Annotated in this window: 19 protein-coding genes and 1 pseudogene; 6 read left to right on the forward strand and 14 right to left on the reverse strand. The window is 65.5% G+C overall.

All coding sequences use genetic code 11. The features are described from left to right. Positions 1-110: 110 nt before the first annotated feature. From ASG07_RS04310 to ASG07_RS04320, 3 genes are all read left to right on the forward strand, one after another. Positions 111-347, forward strand: coding sequence for an XrtV sorting system accessory protein (locus ASG07_RS04310; protein WP_055842572.1), 237 nt, complete (start codon positions 111-113; stop codon positions 345-347). Between the two features lie 48 nt (positions 348-395). Continuing rightward, positions 396-1721, forward strand: coding sequence for an ATP-binding protein (locus tag ASG07_RS04315; protein ID WP_055842575.1), 1326 nt, complete (start codon positions 396-398; stop codon positions 1719-1721). A 181-nt stretch (positions 1722-1902) separates the two neighbouring features. Continuing rightward, positions 1903-2463 (forward strand): FxDxF family PEP-CTERM protein, encoded by a 561-nt coding sequence (locus ASG07_RS04320; RefSeq protein WP_055842580.1) that lies wholly within the window; start codon positions 1903-1905, stop codon positions 2461-2463. A gap of 422 nt (positions 2464-2885) precedes the next feature. Here the strand turns inward: ASG07_RS04320 and ASG07_RS04325 are convergent, their stop codons facing one another. The 10 genes from ASG07_RS04325 to ASG07_RS04370 all read right to left on the reverse strand — a co-directional run bounded on the left by ASG07_RS04325 (position 2886) and on the right by ASG07_RS04370 (position 13125). Then, a complete protein-coding gene (locus tag ASG07_RS04325; RefSeq protein ID WP_055842583.1) occupies positions 2886-3809 on the reverse strand; it encodes a glycosyltransferase in 924 nt (307 codons plus the stop codon). A 4-nt stretch (positions 3810-3813) separates the two neighbouring features. Continuing rightward, positions 3814-4722, reverse strand: a complete 909-nt coding sequence (locus ASG07_RS04330) for a glycosyltransferase family 2 protein (protein ID WP_236694537.1) — start codon at positions 4720-4722, stop codon at positions 3814-3816. Continuing rightward, positions 4715-5677: a UDP-glucuronic acid decarboxylase family protein gene (locus tag ASG07_RS04335; protein WP_055842586.1), complete on the reverse strand. Its 963-nt coding sequence runs from the start codon at positions 5675-5677 to the stop codon at positions 4715-4717. The genes ASG07_RS04330 and ASG07_RS04335 overlap by 8 nt, the downstream gene beginning before the upstream one ends. Positions 5678-5734: 57 nt before the next feature. Beyond that, complete coding sequence (locus ASG07_RS04340; RefSeq protein ID WP_055842588.1) at positions 5735-6139, reverse strand: VOC family protein; 405 nt, start codon at positions 6137-6139, stop codon at positions 5735-5737. Beyond that, positions 6129-7307: an acyltransferase family protein gene (locus tag ASG07_RS04345; RefSeq protein WP_055842591.1), complete on the reverse strand. Its 1179-nt coding sequence runs from the start codon at positions 7305-7307 to the stop codon at positions 6129-6131. Before ASG07_RS04345 ends, ASG07_RS04340 begins: the two co-directional genes overlap by 11 nt. Next, a complete protein-coding gene (locus tag ASG07_RS04350; RefSeq protein WP_156361719.1) occupies positions 7307-8359 on the reverse strand; it encodes a hypothetical protein in 1053 nt (350 codons plus the stop codon). The genes ASG07_RS04345 and ASG07_RS04350 overlap by 1 nt, the downstream gene beginning before the upstream one ends. A 17-nt stretch (positions 8360-8376) precedes the next feature. Beyond that, on the reverse strand, positions 8377-9921 hold the full coding sequence (locus ASG07_RS04355) for an MBOAT family O-acyltransferase (RefSeq protein ID WP_055842597.1): 1545 nt from the start codon (positions 9919-9921) through the stop codon (positions 8377-8379). A gap of 94 nt (positions 9922-10015) precedes the next feature. Next, positions 10016-10942: a class I SAM-dependent methyltransferase gene (locus ASG07_RS04360; protein ID WP_055842601.1), complete on the reverse strand. Its 927-nt coding sequence runs from the start codon at positions 10940-10942 to the stop codon at positions 10016-10018. Next, the gene (locus ASG07_RS04365) at positions 10939-12870 is read right to left on the reverse strand and encodes an HAD-IIIC family phosphatase (protein WP_055842604.1); all 1932 of its coding nucleotides are present in this window, start codon (positions 12868-12870) and stop codon (positions 10939-10941) included. The genes ASG07_RS04360 and ASG07_RS04365 overlap by 4 nt, the downstream gene beginning before the upstream one ends. Before the next feature lie 12 nt (positions 12871-12882). After that, positions 12883-13125 (reverse strand): acyl carrier protein, encoded by a 243-nt coding sequence (locus ASG07_RS04370; RefSeq protein WP_236694538.1) that lies wholly within the window; start codon positions 13123-13125, stop codon positions 12883-12885. Between the two features lie 201 nt (positions 13126-13326). On the opposite strand from ASG07_RS04370, the gene ASG07_RS04375 reads away from it, so the two are divergent. Further along, the gene (locus ASG07_RS04375) at positions 13327-14265 is read left to right on the forward strand and encodes a right-handed parallel beta-helix repeat-containing protein (RefSeq protein WP_082474471.1); all 939 of its coding nucleotides are present in this window, start codon (positions 13327-13329) and stop codon (positions 14263-14265) included. Positions 14266-14272: 7 nt separating this feature from the next. On the opposite strand, the gene ASG07_RS04380 is transcribed toward ASG07_RS04375, so the two are convergent. The 4 genes from ASG07_RS04380 to ASG07_RS04395 form a co-directional block, all read right to left on the reverse strand. Further along, positions 14273-14548, reverse strand: coding sequence for a hypothetical protein (locus ASG07_RS04380; RefSeq protein WP_156361720.1), 276 nt, complete (start codon positions 14546-14548; stop codon positions 14273-14275). A 116-nt stretch (positions 14549-14664) separates the two neighbouring features. Further along, a complete protein-coding gene (locus ASG07_RS04385; protein WP_201780944.1) occupies positions 14665-15888 on the reverse strand; it encodes a glycosyltransferase family 4 protein in 1224 nt (407 codons plus the stop codon). Next, a complete protein-coding gene (locus ASG07_RS04390) occupies positions 15885-17153 on the reverse strand; it encodes a nucleotide sugar dehydrogenase (RefSeq protein ID WP_055842612.1) in 1269 nt (422 codons plus the stop codon). The genes ASG07_RS04385 and ASG07_RS04390 overlap by 4 nt, the downstream gene beginning before the upstream one ends. 123 nt (positions 17154-17276) lie before the next feature. After that, entirely contained in the window at positions 17277-18500 is a 1224-nt protein-coding gene (locus tag ASG07_RS04395; RefSeq protein ID WP_055842615.1) for an acyltransferase family protein, read from the reverse strand. Positions 18501-18728: 228 nt separating this feature from the next. Here ASG07_RS04395 and ASG07_RS04400 point away from each other — a divergent pair. Further along, positions 18729-19034: pseudogene (locus ASG07_RS04400) on the forward strand (3-hydroxyacyl-CoA dehydrogenase NAD-binding domain-containing protein); the annotation flags it as partial. 33 nt (positions 19035-19067) lie between these two features. Next, a partial coding sequence (locus ASG07_RS04405; protein WP_055842621.1) for a UDP-glucose dehydrogenase family protein occupies positions 19068-20346 on the forward strand: 1279 nt, incomplete at its 3' end.

A 20346-nucleotide genomic window follows, 5' to 3' on the forward strand; every position in this document is an offset into this window, starting at 1 on the left:
GGAGTGGTTGATCGGGGCATGGCGTATAGGCGTCTGGAGCATCGGGTGCCGATTGCCTGCGCTTGGCCGCGGCACTAAGTACCGGGCGGGCGGAATTTTAGGGGCTGTACGTGGAAACGATCTACGACTGGGTGACGATCGCGCTGTTCGCAGGATTGATCGTGCTGTTTCTGCAGCGGTCCACCGCGGAGGAACCGAGCGATCGCATGATCGAGTATCTGCCGCCCGCGATCGGTTGCGCGCTGGGCAACTATCTGGGCAATCACGATCAGCATATTCTGGCGATACTCGTGATCGCGGCGGTGCCCGTCTACACATGGTTCGTGTTGAAGCCCTTTGCGCGTTGATCCTCCTGTCGGGCGGCGCGTGATGGCCGATATCGAGGAGTAACGTCATTGAGTTGGTGGGGAAAACTGATCGGCCGGAAGGGTGCGGCCGATGCGCCGGCGCCGGCGTCGCGGCCCGTCCGTCCGCGTCCGCCGATGGCGGCGAGCACGCGTGACAATGCGGCGGACAGTCTGTTGCCGCGCTTCCGCGCGTCCGCGGTCGACCAGCTCGATCCGCGACGGGGCTCTGACGCCGGCGGCGCGCGCGTCCGGTTGCGCGACGCGTTCACGCCGTCCCAGCCGGTCGTCGATCCGCACATGTTCGCCGGGAGGGCCGCCCTGCTGACCAGTCTGATCCGCGCGATCGAGGATCAGAAGCTGCACGTGGTGCTGTATGGCGACCGGGGCATCGGCAAGACGTCGATGCTGCACGTGCTGTCGCGGCAGGCTACCGAGGCTCGCTATCTGGTGCGCTACGCGTCGTGCGGAGAGGAGACGAGCTTCGGCGACCTGTTCCGCTGCGTGGCGGCCGACGTGCCGCTGCTGTTCCATGGCGATTACAAGCCCACGTCGGATGCAATCGAAAAGGGTGCCAGGCTCGGCGACCTGCTGCCGCCCGGCGAGGTGACGCCACGACAGGTCAGCGACCTGTTCGCCCGCTTGCAGGGAACGCGCCTGCTCGTGATCCTCGACGAATTCGATCGCAGCCCTGCGGGCGATTTCCGCCGTCAGGTCGCCGAACTCATCAAGACGTTGTCCGACCGGTCCGTGCGGGTGCAGATCGTGATCGCCGGCGTTGCCGCCAACCTGACGGAATTGCTGGAACATATTCCCTCGATCCGGCGCAACATCGTCGGCCTGCCGGTGACGAGCATGTCGCGCGAGGAGGTCGGCATGCTGATCCGCAACGGTGAGCGCGCCAGCGGCCTGACTTACGGCGACGAGGCGGTGGAGATGATTACGTCGCTGGCCGCGGGGTCGCCCTATCTGGCCGGCCTGCTGGGGCAGCATGCCGGGTTGGCCGCGCTCGACCGGGAGAGCATGACCGTCGAGCCGCAGGATGCGCGACTGGCGATCACGCGGGCGTGCGACGAGATCGTCAACCGCATTTCCGAACGCAGCCGGTTCGCGATCGCCCAGAACGAGGCGCATTGGGATGCCCTCGCGCTGATGGCGCTGGCGGCGCTTCAGCGGGGCGGCCGGTTCGATGGCGACGTGCTTACGCCGATCATGGCGGATGCCGGAGCGCGTGACGCGGTGATGGCCGCCGCGACCGCCGGAGGTCTGATCGAGCGAATCGAATCGGATCCGACCGGTCAGTCCCGGTTCATCGAAGAGGGCGTGCCGACCTATCTCTGGATGTCTCAGGCGGCACGGAGATTGGCGGCTGGCTGAGATCTGTCCCAAAATCGGTCATTTCAGCCATCGGGCACGGTCGTTGACAAAGATTAATTCGACCTTGTCCATGTTGCCCGTCGCAACCGAAACGAGTATCATCGCGTTGCAGACCTAGTGGGGTTTTGAAGGTTCCTCGGGATGTTCCCGACCCCGGTTCGCAAGGAAAAGGGAAAGATCCATGACCAAGTTTGCATCTCTGGCGGCGGTAACGCTCGCCGCCACCGTGTCGATGGTGGCTCCGACGGTTGCGCAGGCTCAGACGGCAACTGGTCCGGGTATGGCCTACAACCTGTATTCGCCGACGGCGGGTTCGGGCACGTTCGGTAACAATGGCGGCTTGTCGGGCGTCTTCACGAATGTCTTCACGTTCGTCGTGACGCGCACCGGCGTGCTGAGCGCTGATTTCAGCAACGCGTCGACCGGCAATGGCCTCGCGTCCGACATCGACTTCTCGAGCGGTGTTCTGACCGGCAACAACACGACGATCAACTTCACCCGCCTGCTGGGTGAGCCGCTGTCGACGATCGAAGTCTGGGGCATCGACCCGACGAATATCACGGCGGGCACCTACACGCTGACCGTTTCGGGCAACTCGTTCGGTACGATCGCTACCTACGCGGGCAATTTCAACGTCAGCGCAGTTCCGGAGCCGGCTGCCTGGGCGCTGATGATGATCGGCGTCGGCGCGGTCGGTGGCGCGCTGCGCCGTCGCCAGCGCGTGAGCGTTCGCTTCGCCTGAAGCTCGTGACCATTCCGGTGCGCCGGAACGGTAATGAAATGGCCGCCTTCTCACGAAGGCGGCCATTTTTGCGTTCGTAGCAGCGCAGGTATCGGCCAACGGACGATCGAGCGCCTTCTCTTGCTTATCCTGCGGGCATGTTGGCGGTAGCCTCTTCACCAGCGACGTCTTTGCCGGCGAAATCCGCGCCGGGGCGGGACGATCCGAACGACGCGGTTGCGATCTGGACAGGACACCAGCAATTCTGGAAGAGCTTCGGCCAGCGCTAGTCCTCACGTCGCTGGCGATAGGCGCGGTGACGGTCGCATCCGGTGGCTCTGCAAGGGTGCGCAAGCAGCCCGGAGGCATCGGTGGCTCGGGCATCGGACCATATCGTCGCACCCCGATCACGACGCAATCCGCCCCTATTCCCGGGGCGAGCCTTATCCGGCGCGCAGCCAGCCCGGAACACCACGGCGGCCGAGAATGCCGGCCCACCATCCCGATACCGCCCATCGCCATTGCTTCCACGCCCCGCGTCGGGCGAAGCGCAGCGTCAGCAGCAGGAACGTCGCCGGAATGGCGACCGGCAGTCGCCACGGATCGACATCGCGGACGATGTTGAGCTTGTTGCGTTCGTCCAGATAGATCGGCAGGCGCGGGCGATCACGGATATCGTCGGCCGACCCCGTGGTGCTTCCTTGGGAATGAAGGACCCGGGCCGCCGGTGCGAAGCCCAGTCGCGCACCGCGTGCGACGCCGCGCAGGCACCACTCGATCTCCTCGCCGTACAGGAAGTAATCCTCTCGCATCAGGCCGGCGATCTGCACGAAGCGGGGGCCAACCAGCATCGACGCGCCCAGCAGATACGACAGGCGTGGCTCGATCGCGGATCGCGGCGGTGCCTCCCCCAGGGGATCGTTGCGTCCCATCGATACGGGACGCCCCAGCCAGCGCCGCCAGTGACCGCCATGTGCCTGGACCTTCTGACCCGGCAGATACAGCGTACCGGCGACCGCGTCGGCGTCGCCTTCCGCCAATCGCTCGACCAGCGCCGTCAGCGCATCGGCATCGGGCTGAGCATCCGGATTGAGGATCCACCATGCGGAGGCGTTCGGTCGCGCGTTCATGCAGATGTTGACGCCCCCTGCAAAGCCGGGATTGCCGGGGGCGAGGATCAGCTCGATCGACTGGCCCTGCGGCAGCATCGGAGGAAGGACCCTGACGAGGTCGGCATACGCCGCGGGGCCGCCGTTTTCGCAGATCACTACCTCGTAGGCGGTATAGCTCGACCGGCCGAGTGCCGAGAGGCAGGACGCGATGTCGCCGGCGTTGCGGAAGCCGACTATGCAGATCGCGACCGTCACGGCGTCAGCGCCTCAGACCGAAGAACAGCCGATGCGCGTCGACCACCCGCCACAGCCGCAGCCGTGCGAGCGTCCCCAGCGCCGCGGCCTTCTCCCGCGGACCATGGAGGTCGGGGGAAACCAGCACGCGCGGTGCATGAACGACGATCGACGCCGGCAATAGATAGCTCGTCCCCAGCCAGCGGAGGCGCTTTCCCAAGTCGCTGCCCGCCATGACATGCGTTTCGAGCATGCGCCGGCGCCACTTCTTCAACAAATCCTGCCAATCGGCGCGCGCCGGATGGCCCACGACGGCGGCCGGCGCATAGCCGAGCCGATACCCCTTCGCGACCGCGCGCTGTCCCCATTCGACGTCTTCGGAGATAGCGGGATAGAAGGGGCCGATCGCCTCGAACACCGCGCGCGAACAGAACAGGTTGGCGCTGACGGTAAAATTCTCCTCGCGGATGTAACGCTCGTTCTTGAACGCAAAGACCTGTTCAAACGCCTCCGCACCCGTCTTGGGGCGGGTCGGGTCGATCAGGACCGTCATCCGCCCACCGATCAGGTCCCAGTCCGCGAGCGCGGAGAGTCCCTGCTCCAGCCACTCGGTTTCCGGCACGCAATCCGAATCGGTGAAGGCGATGATCGGTGCGAGGGCCGCGGCCACCCCCGCGTTTCGCGCAGGCCCGGCTCCACGTTCCGGGACGATCAGCAGCCGCGCACGACCCGCGATGACTGCCGCCACCGCCTCCTGGCCCTGAGGCGAAGCGTTGTCGGCGACCACGACCTCGAACGCGTCCGCCGGCAACGTCTGCGCCTGCAAGGCGTCGAGGCAACGCCCGAGTGCCGGAAGATCGTTGAAGTGCGGCACGACCACCGTGACGCGCAACGCCGATCCTCCGGTCGACGCCGGGCGATACGGATCAGACATGGTCCGGGAGACCGGCGAAATACGCGATGGTCGGCGGCAGTCCCTCGGCCAGCGGAATGGTCGGCTCCCAGCGCAGCTTCTCGCGTGCCTGCGTGATATTGGGCTGGCGCTGCTTGGGGTCGTCCTGAGGCAGCGGCATCTCGATCAGTGCGGACGACGATCCCGTCAGGCGGATGACCTCCTCGGCCAGTTCGCGGATCGTGAATTCGACCGGATTGCCGATATTGATCGGGCCGGTGACGTCGGCGGGACTGTCCATCAACTTCATCAGGCCATCGACCAGATCGGAGACGTAGCAGAAGGACCGCGTCTGCGCGCCATTGCCATAGATGGTGATCGGCTGGCCGGCGAGCGCCTGCACCACGAAATTGGACACCACGCGCCCGTCGTTCGGGTGCATGCGGGGGCCGTAGGTGTTGAAGATGCGCGCGACCTTCACGTCCAGCCCGTGCTGGCGGTGATAATCGAAGAACAGCGTCTCGGCGCAGCGCTTGCCCTCGTCATAGCAGGAACGGACGCCGATCGGGTTGACGTTGCCCCAATAGCTTTCTTCCTGCGGATGGATCGCCGGGTCACCATACACCTCGCTGGTCGATGCCTGCAGGATCGGCACCTTCAGCCGCTTGGCCAGCCCCAGCATGTTGATCGCGCCGATGACGCTGGTCTTGGTCGTCTGGACCGGATCGTGCTGGTAATGGATCGGCGAGGCCGGGCAGGCGAGATTGTAGATCTCGTCGACCTCGACATAGAGCGGGAACGTCACGTCGTGGCGCAGGAATTCCAGCCGCGGATGATTGTGCAAGTGGGCGATATTGCGCCGCGCGCCGGTGAACAGATTGTCCACGCACAACACCTCGTTGCCGCGCTCCAGCAGGCGATCGATCAGGTGCGATCCGACGAAGCCCGCACCGCCGGTCACCAGCGTCCGCTTCCTGCTGTCGTAATTGCGAGCCATTCAACATTCCCCGTTCAGTTCGGTCGTGATGCGCGGCCGGATCCCGGCGGCGCGCTGTCAGTCCAGCAGCTGGACATATTCGGTGATGATCCCGCGTGTAGCGGTGGGCGCGAGGAAGTTGCAGAGGAAATTACCTGCGCCCTTAACGGCTTGCGGTTCGATCATGCGGATACCCTGCGCGGCGAACGCCGCCTGCGTGGCGGCGATGTCCGGCACCGCGAAGGCGATATGATGCAGGCCGCCGGCACCCTTGTTGAACTTCATCAGCGGACCGCCGTCAGGCACGACGAATTCGATCGGCGAGCCGTCGCCGGAGGGACGGGTGAAGATGCACAGCGCATGGAATTGTGGCACATAGCCGCGATAGTCCTCGGTCAGGTTCAGGACCTGCATGACGGCGGTGACGGTATCCTCGTCGGGCTGGACGATGCCGACATGGTGCAGCGGCGGATCACGCGTCATGGCGGGCCTCCGGCGCGGGGGCCTGTAACGTCCGGGCGCGCGCGACCAGCCAGCGTCGGCCGGGAACTTCGATCAGGCGATAGGTCAGCATCGACAGGATCGTCGCGGCGACGAGACCGGCAAGGACGGTGACGATCGCCGTCGGCACGTCGGCTGGACGCCAGCGCGGCAGCAGCGCGTCGTACAGCAGGATGCCCACGCCCAGATGCACCATGTAGACCGAATAGCTGATCTCCCCCAGATACACCGGCACCGTGCTGCCGAACGGGCGGAGCTTGCCGTGGCGATCGGAGTCGGCGGCGAAGAACACGATGCCGGCGAGGCCCAGCGTCGCGATCACGGCCATTGCGACCTCAAGGCCGGAAACCGCGGCGCCGATGCACAGGCTGACGACGACGAGGATGAAGGAGCCGACGAGTCCGGCCACCGCGCCGCGAGGCCCGGCGGACCATGTCTCACCAAACCGATGGAGTGACATGCCGATCAGAAACTCGGGAAAAATTCTCATGATACCGGCGTTCCAGCTCAGACGCGTCAGTTCGCCTTTGAACATCGCCGCGTAGACCAGCGCGAAAATCACGAATGCGGTCGCGATCCCGAACAGTTTCGCGGTTTCGGATCTCGGGGGCAGCCGGCGTATCATAACCAGAACCGGAAACAGGAGATAGGCGAACCATTCCGCGCTGATCGACCATGATGGCTGATTGAAGAACAGCCACCCCGTTGATCCCCAGGCATGGATCAGGGTGAGATTGGCGATCAAAGCCCGGAAAATGACGGCATGGTCGATCCCCGCGAATGACATGCCTGATAGCCAGGGCTCCACGACCAGCGCACCGGACCGTGCAGCCAGGCCGAAGCCGACAAACGCGAGCAGCGTCGCGGCGTGCATCGGATAGATCCGCGCGAACCGCCTCGATAGGAACGCCCAGTAATCGAACCGCCCGGCGGCGATCTGCGGCTGATAGACGTGCGTCAGCACGAAGCCCGACAGGATGAAGAAGAAATCGACGCCGAGATAGCCCGAGGCGACGAGCGGAAACTCCTGCAACGCGACCGACCCGGTGAAGTGGGAGAAGTGATAGAACACGACCCAGATGGCGGCGCAGTAGCGCAGCGACGTCAGCGCCGGGATGGCGTTGGGGAAGGGTGGGGGGCTGGTGCGCATCATCGATCCGTGACTGGCCGGATCAGGCGCCTACGCGCCAGTCCGGCAATGCGGTCGGCCAGCCACGGCGCGACGAGACGCGAGCCGTGGACATTGAGATGGCCGTAATCCGAATAGAGGCGGTAGTCGTCGGCAACGAAACCGGGGCTGACGGTGGGACCGATCGCATCGTAGAACTTCTGGTCGCTCACCGGCTCGTGATCCTTGTAGATCGGCAGGTACAGGAACATCACCGATACGCCATGCGCCTTCGTCAGTGCGGCGATACGGCGGGTATAGGCGCGCTCCACTGCGAATTCGTAATCCGCTCCGGCCGCGCCCAGTATCGGGCGGGTGATGTTCCGGACGCGCGCCGAGGCGACGGCGGCCAGTTCGGGTTCCAGTTGAACGGCGTCGCGGTCGACGATCTTGCCGTCGGGCAGGCGGAACGTCTGCGCCGAGTCCAGATCGCTGCCCGGATAGCGTGACCGGTCCAGCGCCGCGACGTCGCCGAACGCCGCCGGAAACAGCGACTGCACGAACAGGGATATCTGGCGAAACGGTAGCACGCCGATATCGTTGGCATAGTCGCGGTTAAGGAGCAGTGGGGCATCCAGCACATCCTTCACGTCGGCCAGATCGCGGAAGGCGGGATGCCCCTCGCGCGGCATCTGCTCGATGACGGACAGGACGATCAGTTTCAGTTCCGGTCGCTCGGCGATCAGGCGCTTGACGATGGCGTAATGGATGTTCCGCCCCTCCTGCGGCATCGTCAGATTGGCGACGTGGAGGTCGGACCCGGTCAGGCGACGAAGCCTGGCCTGCACCTGCGGCGCGCTGACCCCCGCACCCAGGCGGGAATTGCCGACGATGGCGATATCGATCGGCGTGCGATCGAGCGCGATGCGTTCATAGACCCACTGGCTGCGGAACTGGATCGTCTTCGCCAGTTGCTGGAAACGGATGTACGGATCGTGCGGCAGCGCGAGCACCGCGAGGAACAGCGCGACGAAGGTCGCCGCGATCGTCGCGAACAACGGCCACGGCCGGCGCGTAAAGGGGAGGTCGGTCATGACGGCTGCCTCCTCCATCAGAAGTTGAAGTAGATGAATTCGGTGGTGCCGCGCATGATGAATGCGACGCCGAAGAACAGGAATATGCCCGACACGATCGCCCAGCCGATCGTCGGTGCCCATTCCGCGCGGACGATGGCGGGGGCGACCTTACGCCATTTCGCCCATTCCAGCGCGGGTTCGACGCGCGTCATGAACGCTTGCGTATTCGGCAGCAGCGCGACGATCGACCAGCCGACCGCCAGCGAGGCCAACGCGCCGGCCGCGCCGAGCGGGACGAGCGTGGACCACGGGATATCGCCGCCGCCCAGCCCCAGCATCGCGCCGAAGAACCGGCCTGTGACGCGCACGTCGGCTGCGCGGAACGGCACCGTCGCGGCGACGAAGCACAGGATCGTCACGACGTGCGCCGCCATCTTCGACCCTGTCCGCTGCGGGTTCTTCTTGCGCTTCTTCTTCCAGTAGAAATCCCACGCATTGTATATCGCGACGTACAGCCCGTGCATCGCGCCGAAGATCACGAAATTCCACCCCGCCCCGTGCCACACGCCGATGATGACCATCGACAGGAACGTGGGCGCGAGCGTCGACACTGCGAGGAAGGCCCAGGGTGCGGAGAAACGCGTCGCGGCATAGCGGGCGAGCGGCATCGACAGCGGCTGGAAGATATAGCTTTGCACGAACCGCGACAGCGTCATGTGCCACCGCCGCCAGAGTTCCGCCATGTTGCCGGCGCGCAGGGGACTGTGGAAATTGAGCGGCAGCAGCACGCCGAACATCCGCGCCAGCCCGATCGCCATGTCGGAATAGCCGGAAAAGTCGAAATAGATCTGCAGCGTATAGCTGAACGCCGCCGTCCATGCCCCGACGAACCCGGGCATCGATCCGTCGCGCGCGGCGTCGAAGATCGGGCTGGCATAGAGCGCGGCGGTATCCGCCAATACGGTCTTCTTGAACAACCCGATCCCGAAGATCACCAGCCCGATCAGGATGTTGCGCGAGGCCGCCGACAGCCGCGGCGTGTCCGCCAGCTGCGGCGCGAGTTCCGAATAATGCACGATCGGACCCGCGATCAGCTGCGGGAAGAACAGCACGAACGTGACGTATTCCGTCACCGGCCCGAGGCGCACCTTCCTGCGATAGACGTCGAACAGCAGCGCGATTTTCTGGAAGGTGAAAAACGATATGGCGAGCGGCAGGACGATGCGCGCGATGGTGATCCCCGCGCCCGTCAGCGCATTCAGATTGTCGATGAAGAAGTTGAAATACTTGAAGTAGAACAGCAGCGCGAGATTGAAGACGATGCCGCCGATCAACAGGTGCCGCCGTCGCCCCGCCCCCTCCGGCAGGCGCTGGATCGCCGCCGCCAGAAGGTAATTCACCGTCATCGAGAAGACGAGCAGCAGGATGTAGCGCGGCGCCCAGTATCCATAGAAGAACAGGCTGGCCGCGGCGAGCCAGATCAGCCGCGGGCGATGGCGCCCCGTAGCCGCCAGCATCCAGTAGCCGGCGACGACTACCGGTAGGAATGCGAAGATAAAGACGAGCGAGTTGAACAGCATGGCGCGCTATCGCACCCGCCGGTCGGTGCCGGTCCGTTCGCCCGGCACGCACGGACGGGTCGCCACGGGCGTCGTGCGCATCATCCGCAAGGTCTCAGGCCGGCTCGGCGATGATCGAGCAGGTCACCGCGGCCTTGCGCTTCAACGCCTTGCCCAGCGGCATCGCCTGCGTCGTGTGGCTGGCGATCTCCAGCACGCGGAAACCGCCGTCGACCAGCATCTTTTCCGCCTCCGACGGGTCGCGCAGCAACTGCAGGTGATCGGGCATCGGCGCGTTGAGCGGCACGTTGACGAACAGCACGCCGTCCTTCGTCAGCAGCTTCCTGACCGTCGCCAGCGCGGGGATCGGATCGTCGAGATGCTCCAGGAGATGGCTGAGGATGACGAGGTCGAATTGCTCGCCGGTCGCCTCCGCCTGGTGCATGTCCTGCACCGCGAAACGCGCGCGGCCTTCGGCGCCCAATCGCGCGAGCGCCGCCCTGGTATGCTCCAGCGAAACCGGCGACAGGTCCCACGCCACCGCTTCGCGCATCTTCAGGTCGCGCAGGCACAGGAACAGCAGCAGGCCGTGGCCCGATCCCACCTCCAGCACCTTGCCGCCCGCCTTCACCCGCGCGGCGAGCCGCTGCACGAAGAAGTGCAGCGACGATGCGTGCATGAACCACAGCACGTGGCTGAACAGCAGGCCGTTCATGTACCGCTTCATGAAATCGTCGTCCGAATAGACGTGCGCGTTCGTCTCCTCGAAGGTCGAGAAGCGATAGGCGTCGGTCCGCGCGAAGTTCAGTTCCTCCTCGCGGATGCGGTCGCACAGCCAGCGATAATCCTCCGCGGTACCGCGCACGTCGTCGGCCGCCAGTTCCAGCACCGCCGCGGCCATCCGGTCGCTGGTATCCAGCAGCGAGGCCGTGCGCGCGCCGAAGCTCTTTTCCAGATAGGTGCCGTGATCGGGCCAGACGTCGACCACCGCCTCGACCAGACGGGCGATGTTCGGGTGGGCGGCATAGGGGCTGTCGGTCATGCGGCCTCGCGCTCCCGGTTATGGAAAAGATCGTCGACCTGCATCGGCAGGACCGGCGGCGTGTAACCGGCGAGATCGAGGATCCAGCGCGTGCCGCCATCCGGCAGGTCGCCATCCGCGACGAAGCCCAGCTTCGCGTAGTGATCCTCGACCATCCGGTTCTTCGGCGATGGTACGTAACGGCCGACGAGCCGCCTCGCACCCTCCGCCCGCGCGGCGGCGGCAAGATGGGCCAGCGCCGCTTCCTGCACGCGCCGGCCGAGCACGCGGCAGCTCATCAGCCACGTGTCGATCGTCCAGTCCGCCGCCGCCTTGTCGGCGATCAGGACGGAGATGATGCCATTGTCACCGAACCGGTCGACCAGCCGCACCTGAACCGCATGGCGCAGCGGATCGGCTTCCGCCGACGCGACCTCGGCCTCGGTATAGCGGCGGGTCGTCAGGTTGAACTGGTTGGATTTGTTGATGAGTTGCGCGACGCGCGGCCGGCTGATCGGATCGACCGGGCGGATCGTGCAGGTCATCGCCAGCGACGCGAGATAGGAATCCATGTCGGATGCGCCCGCCTGCATCTGCGCGCGTTGCGCGTTCGCCTGATACTGATCGGCGCGCAACCGGTCCTCCTCCGACAGCGCGACCGTGTCGAAATAGCCGGCCGCTGCCAGCATCCGCGGATACATCGCCGGGTCCGCCGGCAATTCCGGCACGCCGACCAGTGGCAGTTCGCGGCGGACCTGCGCGCGCTCCGCGGGATTGTCGTCGAGGAATACCAGCGCGTCGACGCCGATGTTCAGCGTCTCGGCGATCGCTGTCAGGTTCGACGCCTTGTCGGTCCAGTTCGCCTGAAACACGGCGATATGCTCTTCGCGCAACAGCATGTCGGGATGCTCGCGGAAGGGCAGGCGGGCGGCATCGTCCTCGTTCTTGGAACAGACCGCCAGCACGACGCCGCGCGCGCGCAGTTCGAGCGCCAGCCGCTGGATCGCCAGAAACGCCTCGCCGGTGGCGTTGCCCTGTCCCACCGCGATGCCATCCAACCCGTCGTCGCCGATGATCCCGCCCCACAAAGTGTTGTCGAGATCGAGGACCAGTGCCTTCTTCGCCTTGCCGCAGATCGCGCCGATCGTGCGCGCGACCACGTCGGCATAGACCGGGATCATGTCGGGCGAGAAGCCCAGCTTGGAGGCGTGCCAGTGGCGCGGATCGTCCCAGCGTTCGTGCCCCACCGACGCGGCGAGGCGGGCGATGTCGACCAGCACGATGCCGCCCTGTCGCGCCCATTCCGCCAGCCGTCGGTTGAGCGCCTCGACCATCGCGAACACGGAGCCGGGTTCGACGCGATCGAAACTGCCGAACAACGGTTCGACCGGGCTCGACAGCGTCTGGACGAGCAGCGGTCCTTTGACGCCGGAACGCAGACCCTCCACGATCATGCGGATGCGACCGAGCGCGGCATCGACCTGTGCCGCTGCCGTCGCCGCATCGGGCATCGCCCGGTCGAGGCCGGCGAGCCGATGGTCGAGCGCCAGTAACGCCATGTCGAGGCCGGCGCGGCGCACCGCGCTCGACGGATCGGCGGCGTCCTGCACCGCGCTGCCATAGCCGCCCTCGACAACGTCGATCAGCAAACCGTGACGCACGCCCGATCCGACGATCGCGGATGCCAGCAGCGACAGCGTTCCATCGCCCAGCAGCCCCAGCTTCACCCGCGAAAAGGACGGCAGGTCACCCGCCACGCGACCGACGATCCCGGCGAGCTTCGCCAGTTGCCCCTCATCGAGCCGGTGCAGCGACAACCGCGTCAACGCCTCGGCGAAGGCCGCGTCGAGCGGGGCCGCCCCGGCGGACGCGACGGTGGCTTTCAGCGCCTTGATATCGTCGCGGATCGATGCGGGAGCGGGAACCAGCCACGCCAGGTCGGACAGCATGGCGACTGCCCCTCAGACGCCCTGCTTCGCTTCGATCGCGCGGATCAGATCGCCGACATTCTGCAACCCCTCGATCTCGGCGTTCGAGAATTTGATCCCGAATTCCCGTTCGATCGCAACGACAAGCCGGATGTGGCTGAGCGAGTCCCAGTCCTCCACATCAGCCGCGGTGGTATCGGCGGTGACCGTCAGGTCGTCGTCGTCGAAGGTGTCGGCCATGATCGACTGAACACGGGAGAGGATGTCGTCGCTCACGAAATTGGCCCTTCGATCTGGATGCCGGCTGCTAACATTGTGCGATGCGGGACGCAATTGGCGGAACCCCGGCCATTCCGATCCCCGGCATTGCCCCGCCACCCCGGGTCCGTATCGGCTGTGTGCTGCTGATCGGTTAAACCGCTGCGTTGTCTCCGGTAAAATAGTCTGTCACGGCAGACGCGCTGACGAAGGAGAAGCATGATGCGGCGATCCATCACCCCGTGGGCGTTGATCCCGACGCTGATCCTGCCGGCCACCGGATGCGCGGCGGCGGCGGTGACACCGACCAACCTCGCCAGGACGCTGCAAAACGCCAGGGGCGGCGAGACGATCGTGCTGACCCCCGGGGATTATGGTACGGTGACGCTGCCGATGCGTCAGTTCTCGCCGCGGCTCACGATCGACGCGTCCCGGGCGCGGTTCAGCCAGATCGTCATGCGACGCGTCGAAGGTGTCGAGATCCGTGGCGGCAACGTCGTCGGTCCGCGGGAGCAGCAGTTCGGGATTGTTGTCGATTATGCAAGGGACATCCGCATCGCCGCGATGGCGATCAGGGGCGCGCGCATCGGCGTCGCGATCAGCCGCAGTCGGCAGGTGGATGTCGTCGGCAACGACTTCGCCGGCACCCGATCCGACGGCGTCAACGTGGCGGGATCGCAGAACATCCTGGTCGAACGAAACCGGTGCGTGGATTTCGACCCGATCGAGGCCGTCTACAGTCCGGACGGCAAGCTGATAACCGATGGCGACCACCCGGATTGTGTTCAGGGCTGGTCGATCAAGGGCATGCCGCCCACGGCCGATGTGACGATTACGGACAATATCGCCAACGGTTTCATGCAGGGCGTATGGTTTGGTAACCCCGGGCAGGGTGGGTACGATCGCATCATCGTGCGGAACAACCAGTTCGCTCTGGCTGCGCACAACGGCATCGTTCTGAAGGAGGCCCGCGACAGCATCGTCCAGGGCAACGTTGTGCGAACGATCAAGGGCGCGAGAATGCACGCCTATCCCTTCAAGCCCGTCACCGCGTGGATCAGCCTGACGGGTGAGCGCAATACGGTGTGCGACAACAAGACCGATTTTCCCCGGTTCTCGATGGGCATGGCCCGCTGCAAGGTCACGCCCGGCAGGTGAGCCGGGATCAGCCCGTCGCCTGAAGATAGAAAGCCGCCTGATCTCCCCGACCCCGGGCGTTGATCTCCGCGGCGCGGCGGCGATAGGTCTTCCTCGCCTCGGGTGCGATGAATGAAGCGCAGGCGAAATACCGGAACCGGTCGCGCACGCCGCCACCGGTGGCGGCGTCGCCGGGCACCGTCAGCGACGGATGGGGACCATGCGTCAGGCAGGCCCGGCAATCCTGTTCTATATCGATGCCCGTCGTCGCGAATGGAACGTGAACGCTGGTCGGACTGGTCACGGACGGCACATCGCTTCCCCCTCGGCTCCAAAAGCCGCGAGAGGCGAATATCTATCCTCGGTGAAGTTTTCTTCAACTACATATGCCGGCCGCGACGGTGCCCCAGGCGAGGACGATCAACGAAACGCTCTGTTGTACGCGGCGATCAGGGGATCGACCTGATGCGTCCAGCTCAGTTCGTGTTCGACGCGGGTACGGCCGAATTGCCCCATCGCGGCACGTTGGTCCGGATCATCGAGCAGGCCGGCGATCTTCTCCGCCAGATCGACCGGATCGTTGGCCTTTGCATACAGCGACGCCTCCTGGGCACTGAAGCGGCCTTCGGTGACGTCGAACTGGACCATCGGCTTCCCCAACGCCATGTATTCCATGATCTTGTTCATGGTAGACTTGTCGTTCATCGCGTTTACCCGGTCGGGATTCACGCCGATATCGGCGGTCGAGAGGACCTCGAACAGCGTCTGGTCCGGCGCGCGACCCGTAAAAGCGATGTAGTCGGACAGTCCACGCCGTTCGACATCTGCCTGCAGTCCCGCCAGCGAGGTGCCGCCGCCGACGAGGCAGAACTGGATGTCCTGCCGCCCCATCGGCCCGACGAGATGCTGGACGGCGTCGATCAGCAGGTCGATGCCCTCCTGCTCGCCCATCACGCCGACATAGCCGACGAGATAGCGCCGACCATTTCTCCAGCGATCGACCGGTGCCACCTGCCGGAGCTTCGACAGGTCCGGGCCGGAGCGGACGACGAAGACGTCCTCCGGCTTCATGCCGCCGCGGTCCAGTGCGATCTGGCGATAGCTGTTGTTGGTGGCGATCGACACGCGTGCGGTCCGGAACGTCAGCCTCTCGAACAGCACCATCAGCTTCCAGAAGAAGCCTCGCTTGCCGAACTTCGCTTCGTACAATTCCGGATTGATGTCGTGGTGATCGAACACGAACCGCACGCCGAACAGCTTGAACGGCAGTGCGACGAGGAAGATCAGGTCCGGCGGGTTGCAACCCTGGATCGCGTCGATGCCGCGCGTGAAGAATATCTTCCACGCCAGCACCGTCTCCCAGAACAGCGCCGCGCCATATTCGCGCAGGAAGCCGATCGGCCCGTGGCCATCGGGCGGCAGCGGATGGCGGTGGATGTGCACGCCATCGAGCAGCTCGTAGCGCGCTTCGTAACCCTTGCCGGTCGGACAGATGACGGACACCGTGGCACCTGCCGCCTTCAATGTCCGGGCCTCCTGCCAGACGCGGCGATCGAACGGCAGCGGCAGGTTCTCGACGATGATGAGGATGCGCTTGCCGGCGAGGGGCTGTCCCGCGATATGCGTCGGAAAGTCGTGGTTCACGGGATCGCGCTCACGTCTACGACGGGTGCGCCGCTGTTCGGCGTCAGCGTGTCGATCAGGCGATTGGTCGACACGATCAGGTCGTATTCGCCAGCCTCCGCGGTCGCTTTATCCACCAGCAGCGTGTCGATCGTCGGCAGATAGGCATAAGCATAGCCGAGATTCTGTCCGACCAGTTGCTCCGGCGTCAGGGCCGGATCGTAAACCTGCACGTGAAAGCCTGCGTCGAGCAGCTTGCGGGTGATATCGACGGCCGGGCTCTCCCGCAAATCGTCGGTATCGGCCTTGAAGGCGAGGCCGACGATCAGCACGCGCGCGCCCGGCGACAGGTCGCGGGTCAGGCGCATGAACTGATAGTGCTTGTGCGCTTCGTTGGTGCGGATCAGCGAATCGACCAGATGCGTATTCGCGCCGACGTCGGCGGCGATGTGCTGAAGCGCGCGGACATCCTTGGGCAGGCACGATCCGCCGAACGCGCCGCCGGGCCGCGTATAATAGGGCGAGATGTTGAGTTTGGTGTCCGACACGAAGATCTGGTGGACCTGACGCGCGGAGATATCGAGCGACTGGCAAACCCGGCCGACCTCGTTGGCGAAGGCGACCTTGACCGCGTGCCAGCTGTTGTCGACGAATTTGGTGATCTCGGCTTCGCGAAAGGGGACATGGAACACCGGCGCGTCGATACCGGTATGGAGAGCGTCCATCGCCGCGCTGGGGCCGCCATCGCGGGTGCCGAGCACGATCTTCGGGGGATGGAAATAATCGTCTACCGCCGTCGCTTCCCGCAGGAATTCGGGGTTGTAGACCAGCTCGACGGCGCGATCGGCAGCGTCGCCGAGGAACGAGCGGAAGATCGGCAGAATGATGTGCTCGATCGATCCCGGCCGCATCGTCGAACGGTACGCCACGGTCAGCGGCGATGCGCGGTCCGGCTTCACCGCAGCGGCGATCTGGCGCGTGACCTGCGCGATGTAGCTCATGTTGTGCGATCCGTCCGGGCCGCTCGGCGTGCCGACGCAGACGATGGCGATGTCGGTATCGTCCAGTTCCGAACCGATCGTCATGGTGGCGGACAGGCGTCCGTCGGCGTGAATCGCCTTCAGCATGTCGCCCACCTGCGGTTCCGCGATCGGCGATCGGCCATGGCCGATCGCATCGACCTTGGCGGCGCTGACGTCGACACCGACCACGCGGTGCCCCTGCGACCCGATACAGGCCGCCGCCGTACAGCCCACGTAGCCAAGGCCGAAAATGGCGATCTTCAAGCGTTTGCTCCCTCACGTGACGTGGCACCGACCGCCTGCCGGAACCTATTGCGCGGTGCGGCGAAAGCCTGTCAACCGACGTGCCTGCGGTAACCGCCGATCGTTACAGGGGCGATAAGGCTGTCACGGTGCGACTTCCAGTTCCGTCGCGCCGACAGCGGGGCGGCCGCGGCCCGTCCACCAGCCCGAAAGATACCTGCCGGCACGGATGCCCGGCCGCTCGATGATGAGATAGGTGACCGCCGTCACCAGCACCGCCAAGATCGTCAGGACCGGCAATATGACGCCGACCCACGATACCGGCAGCCGGTCGACCCATGCCCGACCCTCGACGAAGGTGAGGGCCAGCACGATGCCATGCAGCAGGTACAGTCCGTATGAACATTCGCCCAGCACCCGTGCACCACGCGTCGCGAGCAGTCCGCCCATCGGATTGCCGCAGGCCACGGCCGTGAAGAACAGGGCGAAACCGGACAGGGGAACGATATGGAACGGCTCGTGGAACATCGACATCGCAACCGCGAGCGACAGTCCGGCGACCGCGGCCGCCCGGCCGCCGCGCAGGCGAGCCTTGACGTTCGCATGCCGGGCGATCTCGAACGCGAGCATGCCGATCGCGAACAGCGGCAAGTAGGTCGGGATGTTGCGCGGAACGTCGATCGCGCGCGCCGTCAGCGCACCGATCAGCAAAGCCGCCGGGATGCTCCAGCTTGGCAGACGCCCGCGGACAAGATCCATGCCGATCGCGCAGGCGGGGAGAACCAGCAGGTAGAAGAACCATTCGTGCCACAGCGACCAGAGCACATGCGCGTTCAGACGCGACGCCGACGAATAGCCGAGCAGCGGCGGCTGCGACCAGCTGGATATCCACAGCGCCGCCGCCCTGACGTCGCGCCATCCGGCCGCCGCGCCGGTACGCCAGTGGACGATCAGGGCGATCGTCACCACCGACGCCGCGACCAGCGGCACGATGCGGAACACGCGGCCGATATAGACCGCTACCCAGCGATTGGCGCGCCAGCCGGTGAGGACGCGCGGGTAGAAGACGAACCCCGTCGTCATGAAGAACAGTGCGACCGCGCCCGGCCCGAGCTGGTTCAGGACGTTGTCCGCCGGTGCGGCCCAACCCAGATTCAGCCTCGTGATGCCGGTCCAGACGACGAAATGATGGACCAGCACCGACAGCGCGAGATAGCCGCGGAGACCGTCGATATGGCCGATCCGCTGCCGCGTGTCCGGTAACGGAAATCCGGCACGCGCCAGCGCGTTGCCGGCCAGCGTCGCCACGCAGAAGGTCAGCGGGGCGAACAATACCAGTGCGGCGAAAGGATGGTCGAAGGTCGGCACGGATTCTCGTCATCTGGTCCGCACGGGCGGCGGTATCATCGTGTCACGATGACGCAACGCGATCGTCGGTGCGAGCCCGAAATCGTGGTCTATGCCGTCGTCGGGCAGCGAGGTCCCGCTATCGGGCTGGCGCTTCCGCTGTCCACTGGCTAGGCGCGCGGAAGCGATGGACGACTGCGCGGGACGGCCCTGTCGAGGCTGTGATCTGCGCCTGCACAAGGGGTTTTTATGCGCATCACGATGATCGGATCTGGCTATGTCGGCCTCGTCTCCGGTGCCTGTTTTGCCGATTTCGGGCATGACGTGGTCTGCGTCGACAAGGATCAGGGGAAGATYGACCTGCTGTTGCAGGGGGTGATGCCGATCTTCGAGCCGGGGCTGGACGAGCTGGTGGCGCGCAACGTCGCGGCGGGCCGGCTGCGCTTCACGACCGAYCTGCCGGAGGGCGTGCGCGATGCGGAGGCGGTGTTCATCGCGGTCGGCACGCCGTCGCGCCGCGGCGACGGCCATGCCGACCTGTCCTATGTCTATGCCTGGCTGTGATCTGCGCCTGCACAAGGGGTTTTTATGCGCATCACGATGATCGGATCTGGCTATGTCGGCCTCGTCTCCGGTGCCTGTTTTGCCGATTTCGGGCATGACGTGGTCTGCGTCGACAAGGATCAGGGGAAGATYGACCTGCTGTTGCAGGGGGTGATGCCGATCTTCGAGCCGGGGCTGGACGAGCTGGTGGCGCGCAACGTCGCGGCGGGCCGGCTGCGCTTCACGACCGAYCTGCCGGAGGGCGTGCGCGATGCGGAGGCGGTGTTCATCGCGGTCGGCACGCCGTCGCGCCGCGGCGACGGCCATGCCGACCTGTCCTATGTCTATGCCGCGGCCGAGGAGATCGGGCGCTCGCTGACCGGCTTCACCGTCATCGTCGACAAGTCGACCGTGCCGGTCGGCACCGGCGACGAGGTCGAGCGGATCATCCGCGMGGCGAACCCGGAGGCGGATTTCGCCGTCACCTCGAACCCGGAGTTCCTGCGCGAGGGCGCYGCGATCGACGACTTCAAGCGGCCCGACCGCATCGTCATCGGCTCGGACGATCCGCGCGCGCTGGCGGTGCTGCGGCAGGTCTATCGTCCGCTGTACCTGAACAAGTCGCCGATCGTGGAGATGAGCCGGCGCGCGGCCGAGCTGACCAAATATGCCGGCAACGCGTTCCTGGCGACCAAGATCACCTTCATCAACGAGATCGCCGAYCTGTGCGAGAAGGTCGGCGCGGACGTGCAGGACGTGGCGCGCGGCATCGGSCTGGACAAGCGGATCGGCGACAAGTTYCTGCATGCGGGKCCGGGCTATGGCGGMTCGTGCTTYCCCAAGGACACGCTGGCGCTGCTGAAGACCGCCGACGATTTCGAGGCGCCGCAGCGGATCGTGGAGACGGTGGCGGCGGTCAACGATCACCGCAAGCGGGCGATGGGCCGCAAGGTGATCGCGGCGATGGGCGGCGACGTGCGCGGCAAGACGGTCGCGGTGCTCGGCCTGACGTTCAAGCCCAACACCGACGACATGCGCGACAGCCCGGCGATCGCGGTGATCCAGACATTGCAGGATGCCGGCGCGACGGTGCGCGCCTATGACCCGGAGGGCATGGAGCAGGCGAAGAARGTGCTCGACACCGTCGTCTATTGCGAGGGCGCGTACCAGACGATGGAGGGGGCCGACGCGCTGGCGATCGTGACCGAGTGGGACGCATTCCGCGCGCTCGACCTGCGCCGCGTCAAGTCGCTGCTGACCGAGCCGGTGATCGTCGACCTGCGCAACGTCTATCCGCGCGACATGATCGAGGACGCCGGCTTCA

The organism is Sphingomonas sp. Leaf343 (assembly GCF_001423765.1).
GTDB lineage: Bacteria > Pseudomonadota > Alphaproteobacteria > Sphingomonadales > Sphingomonadaceae > Sphingomonas.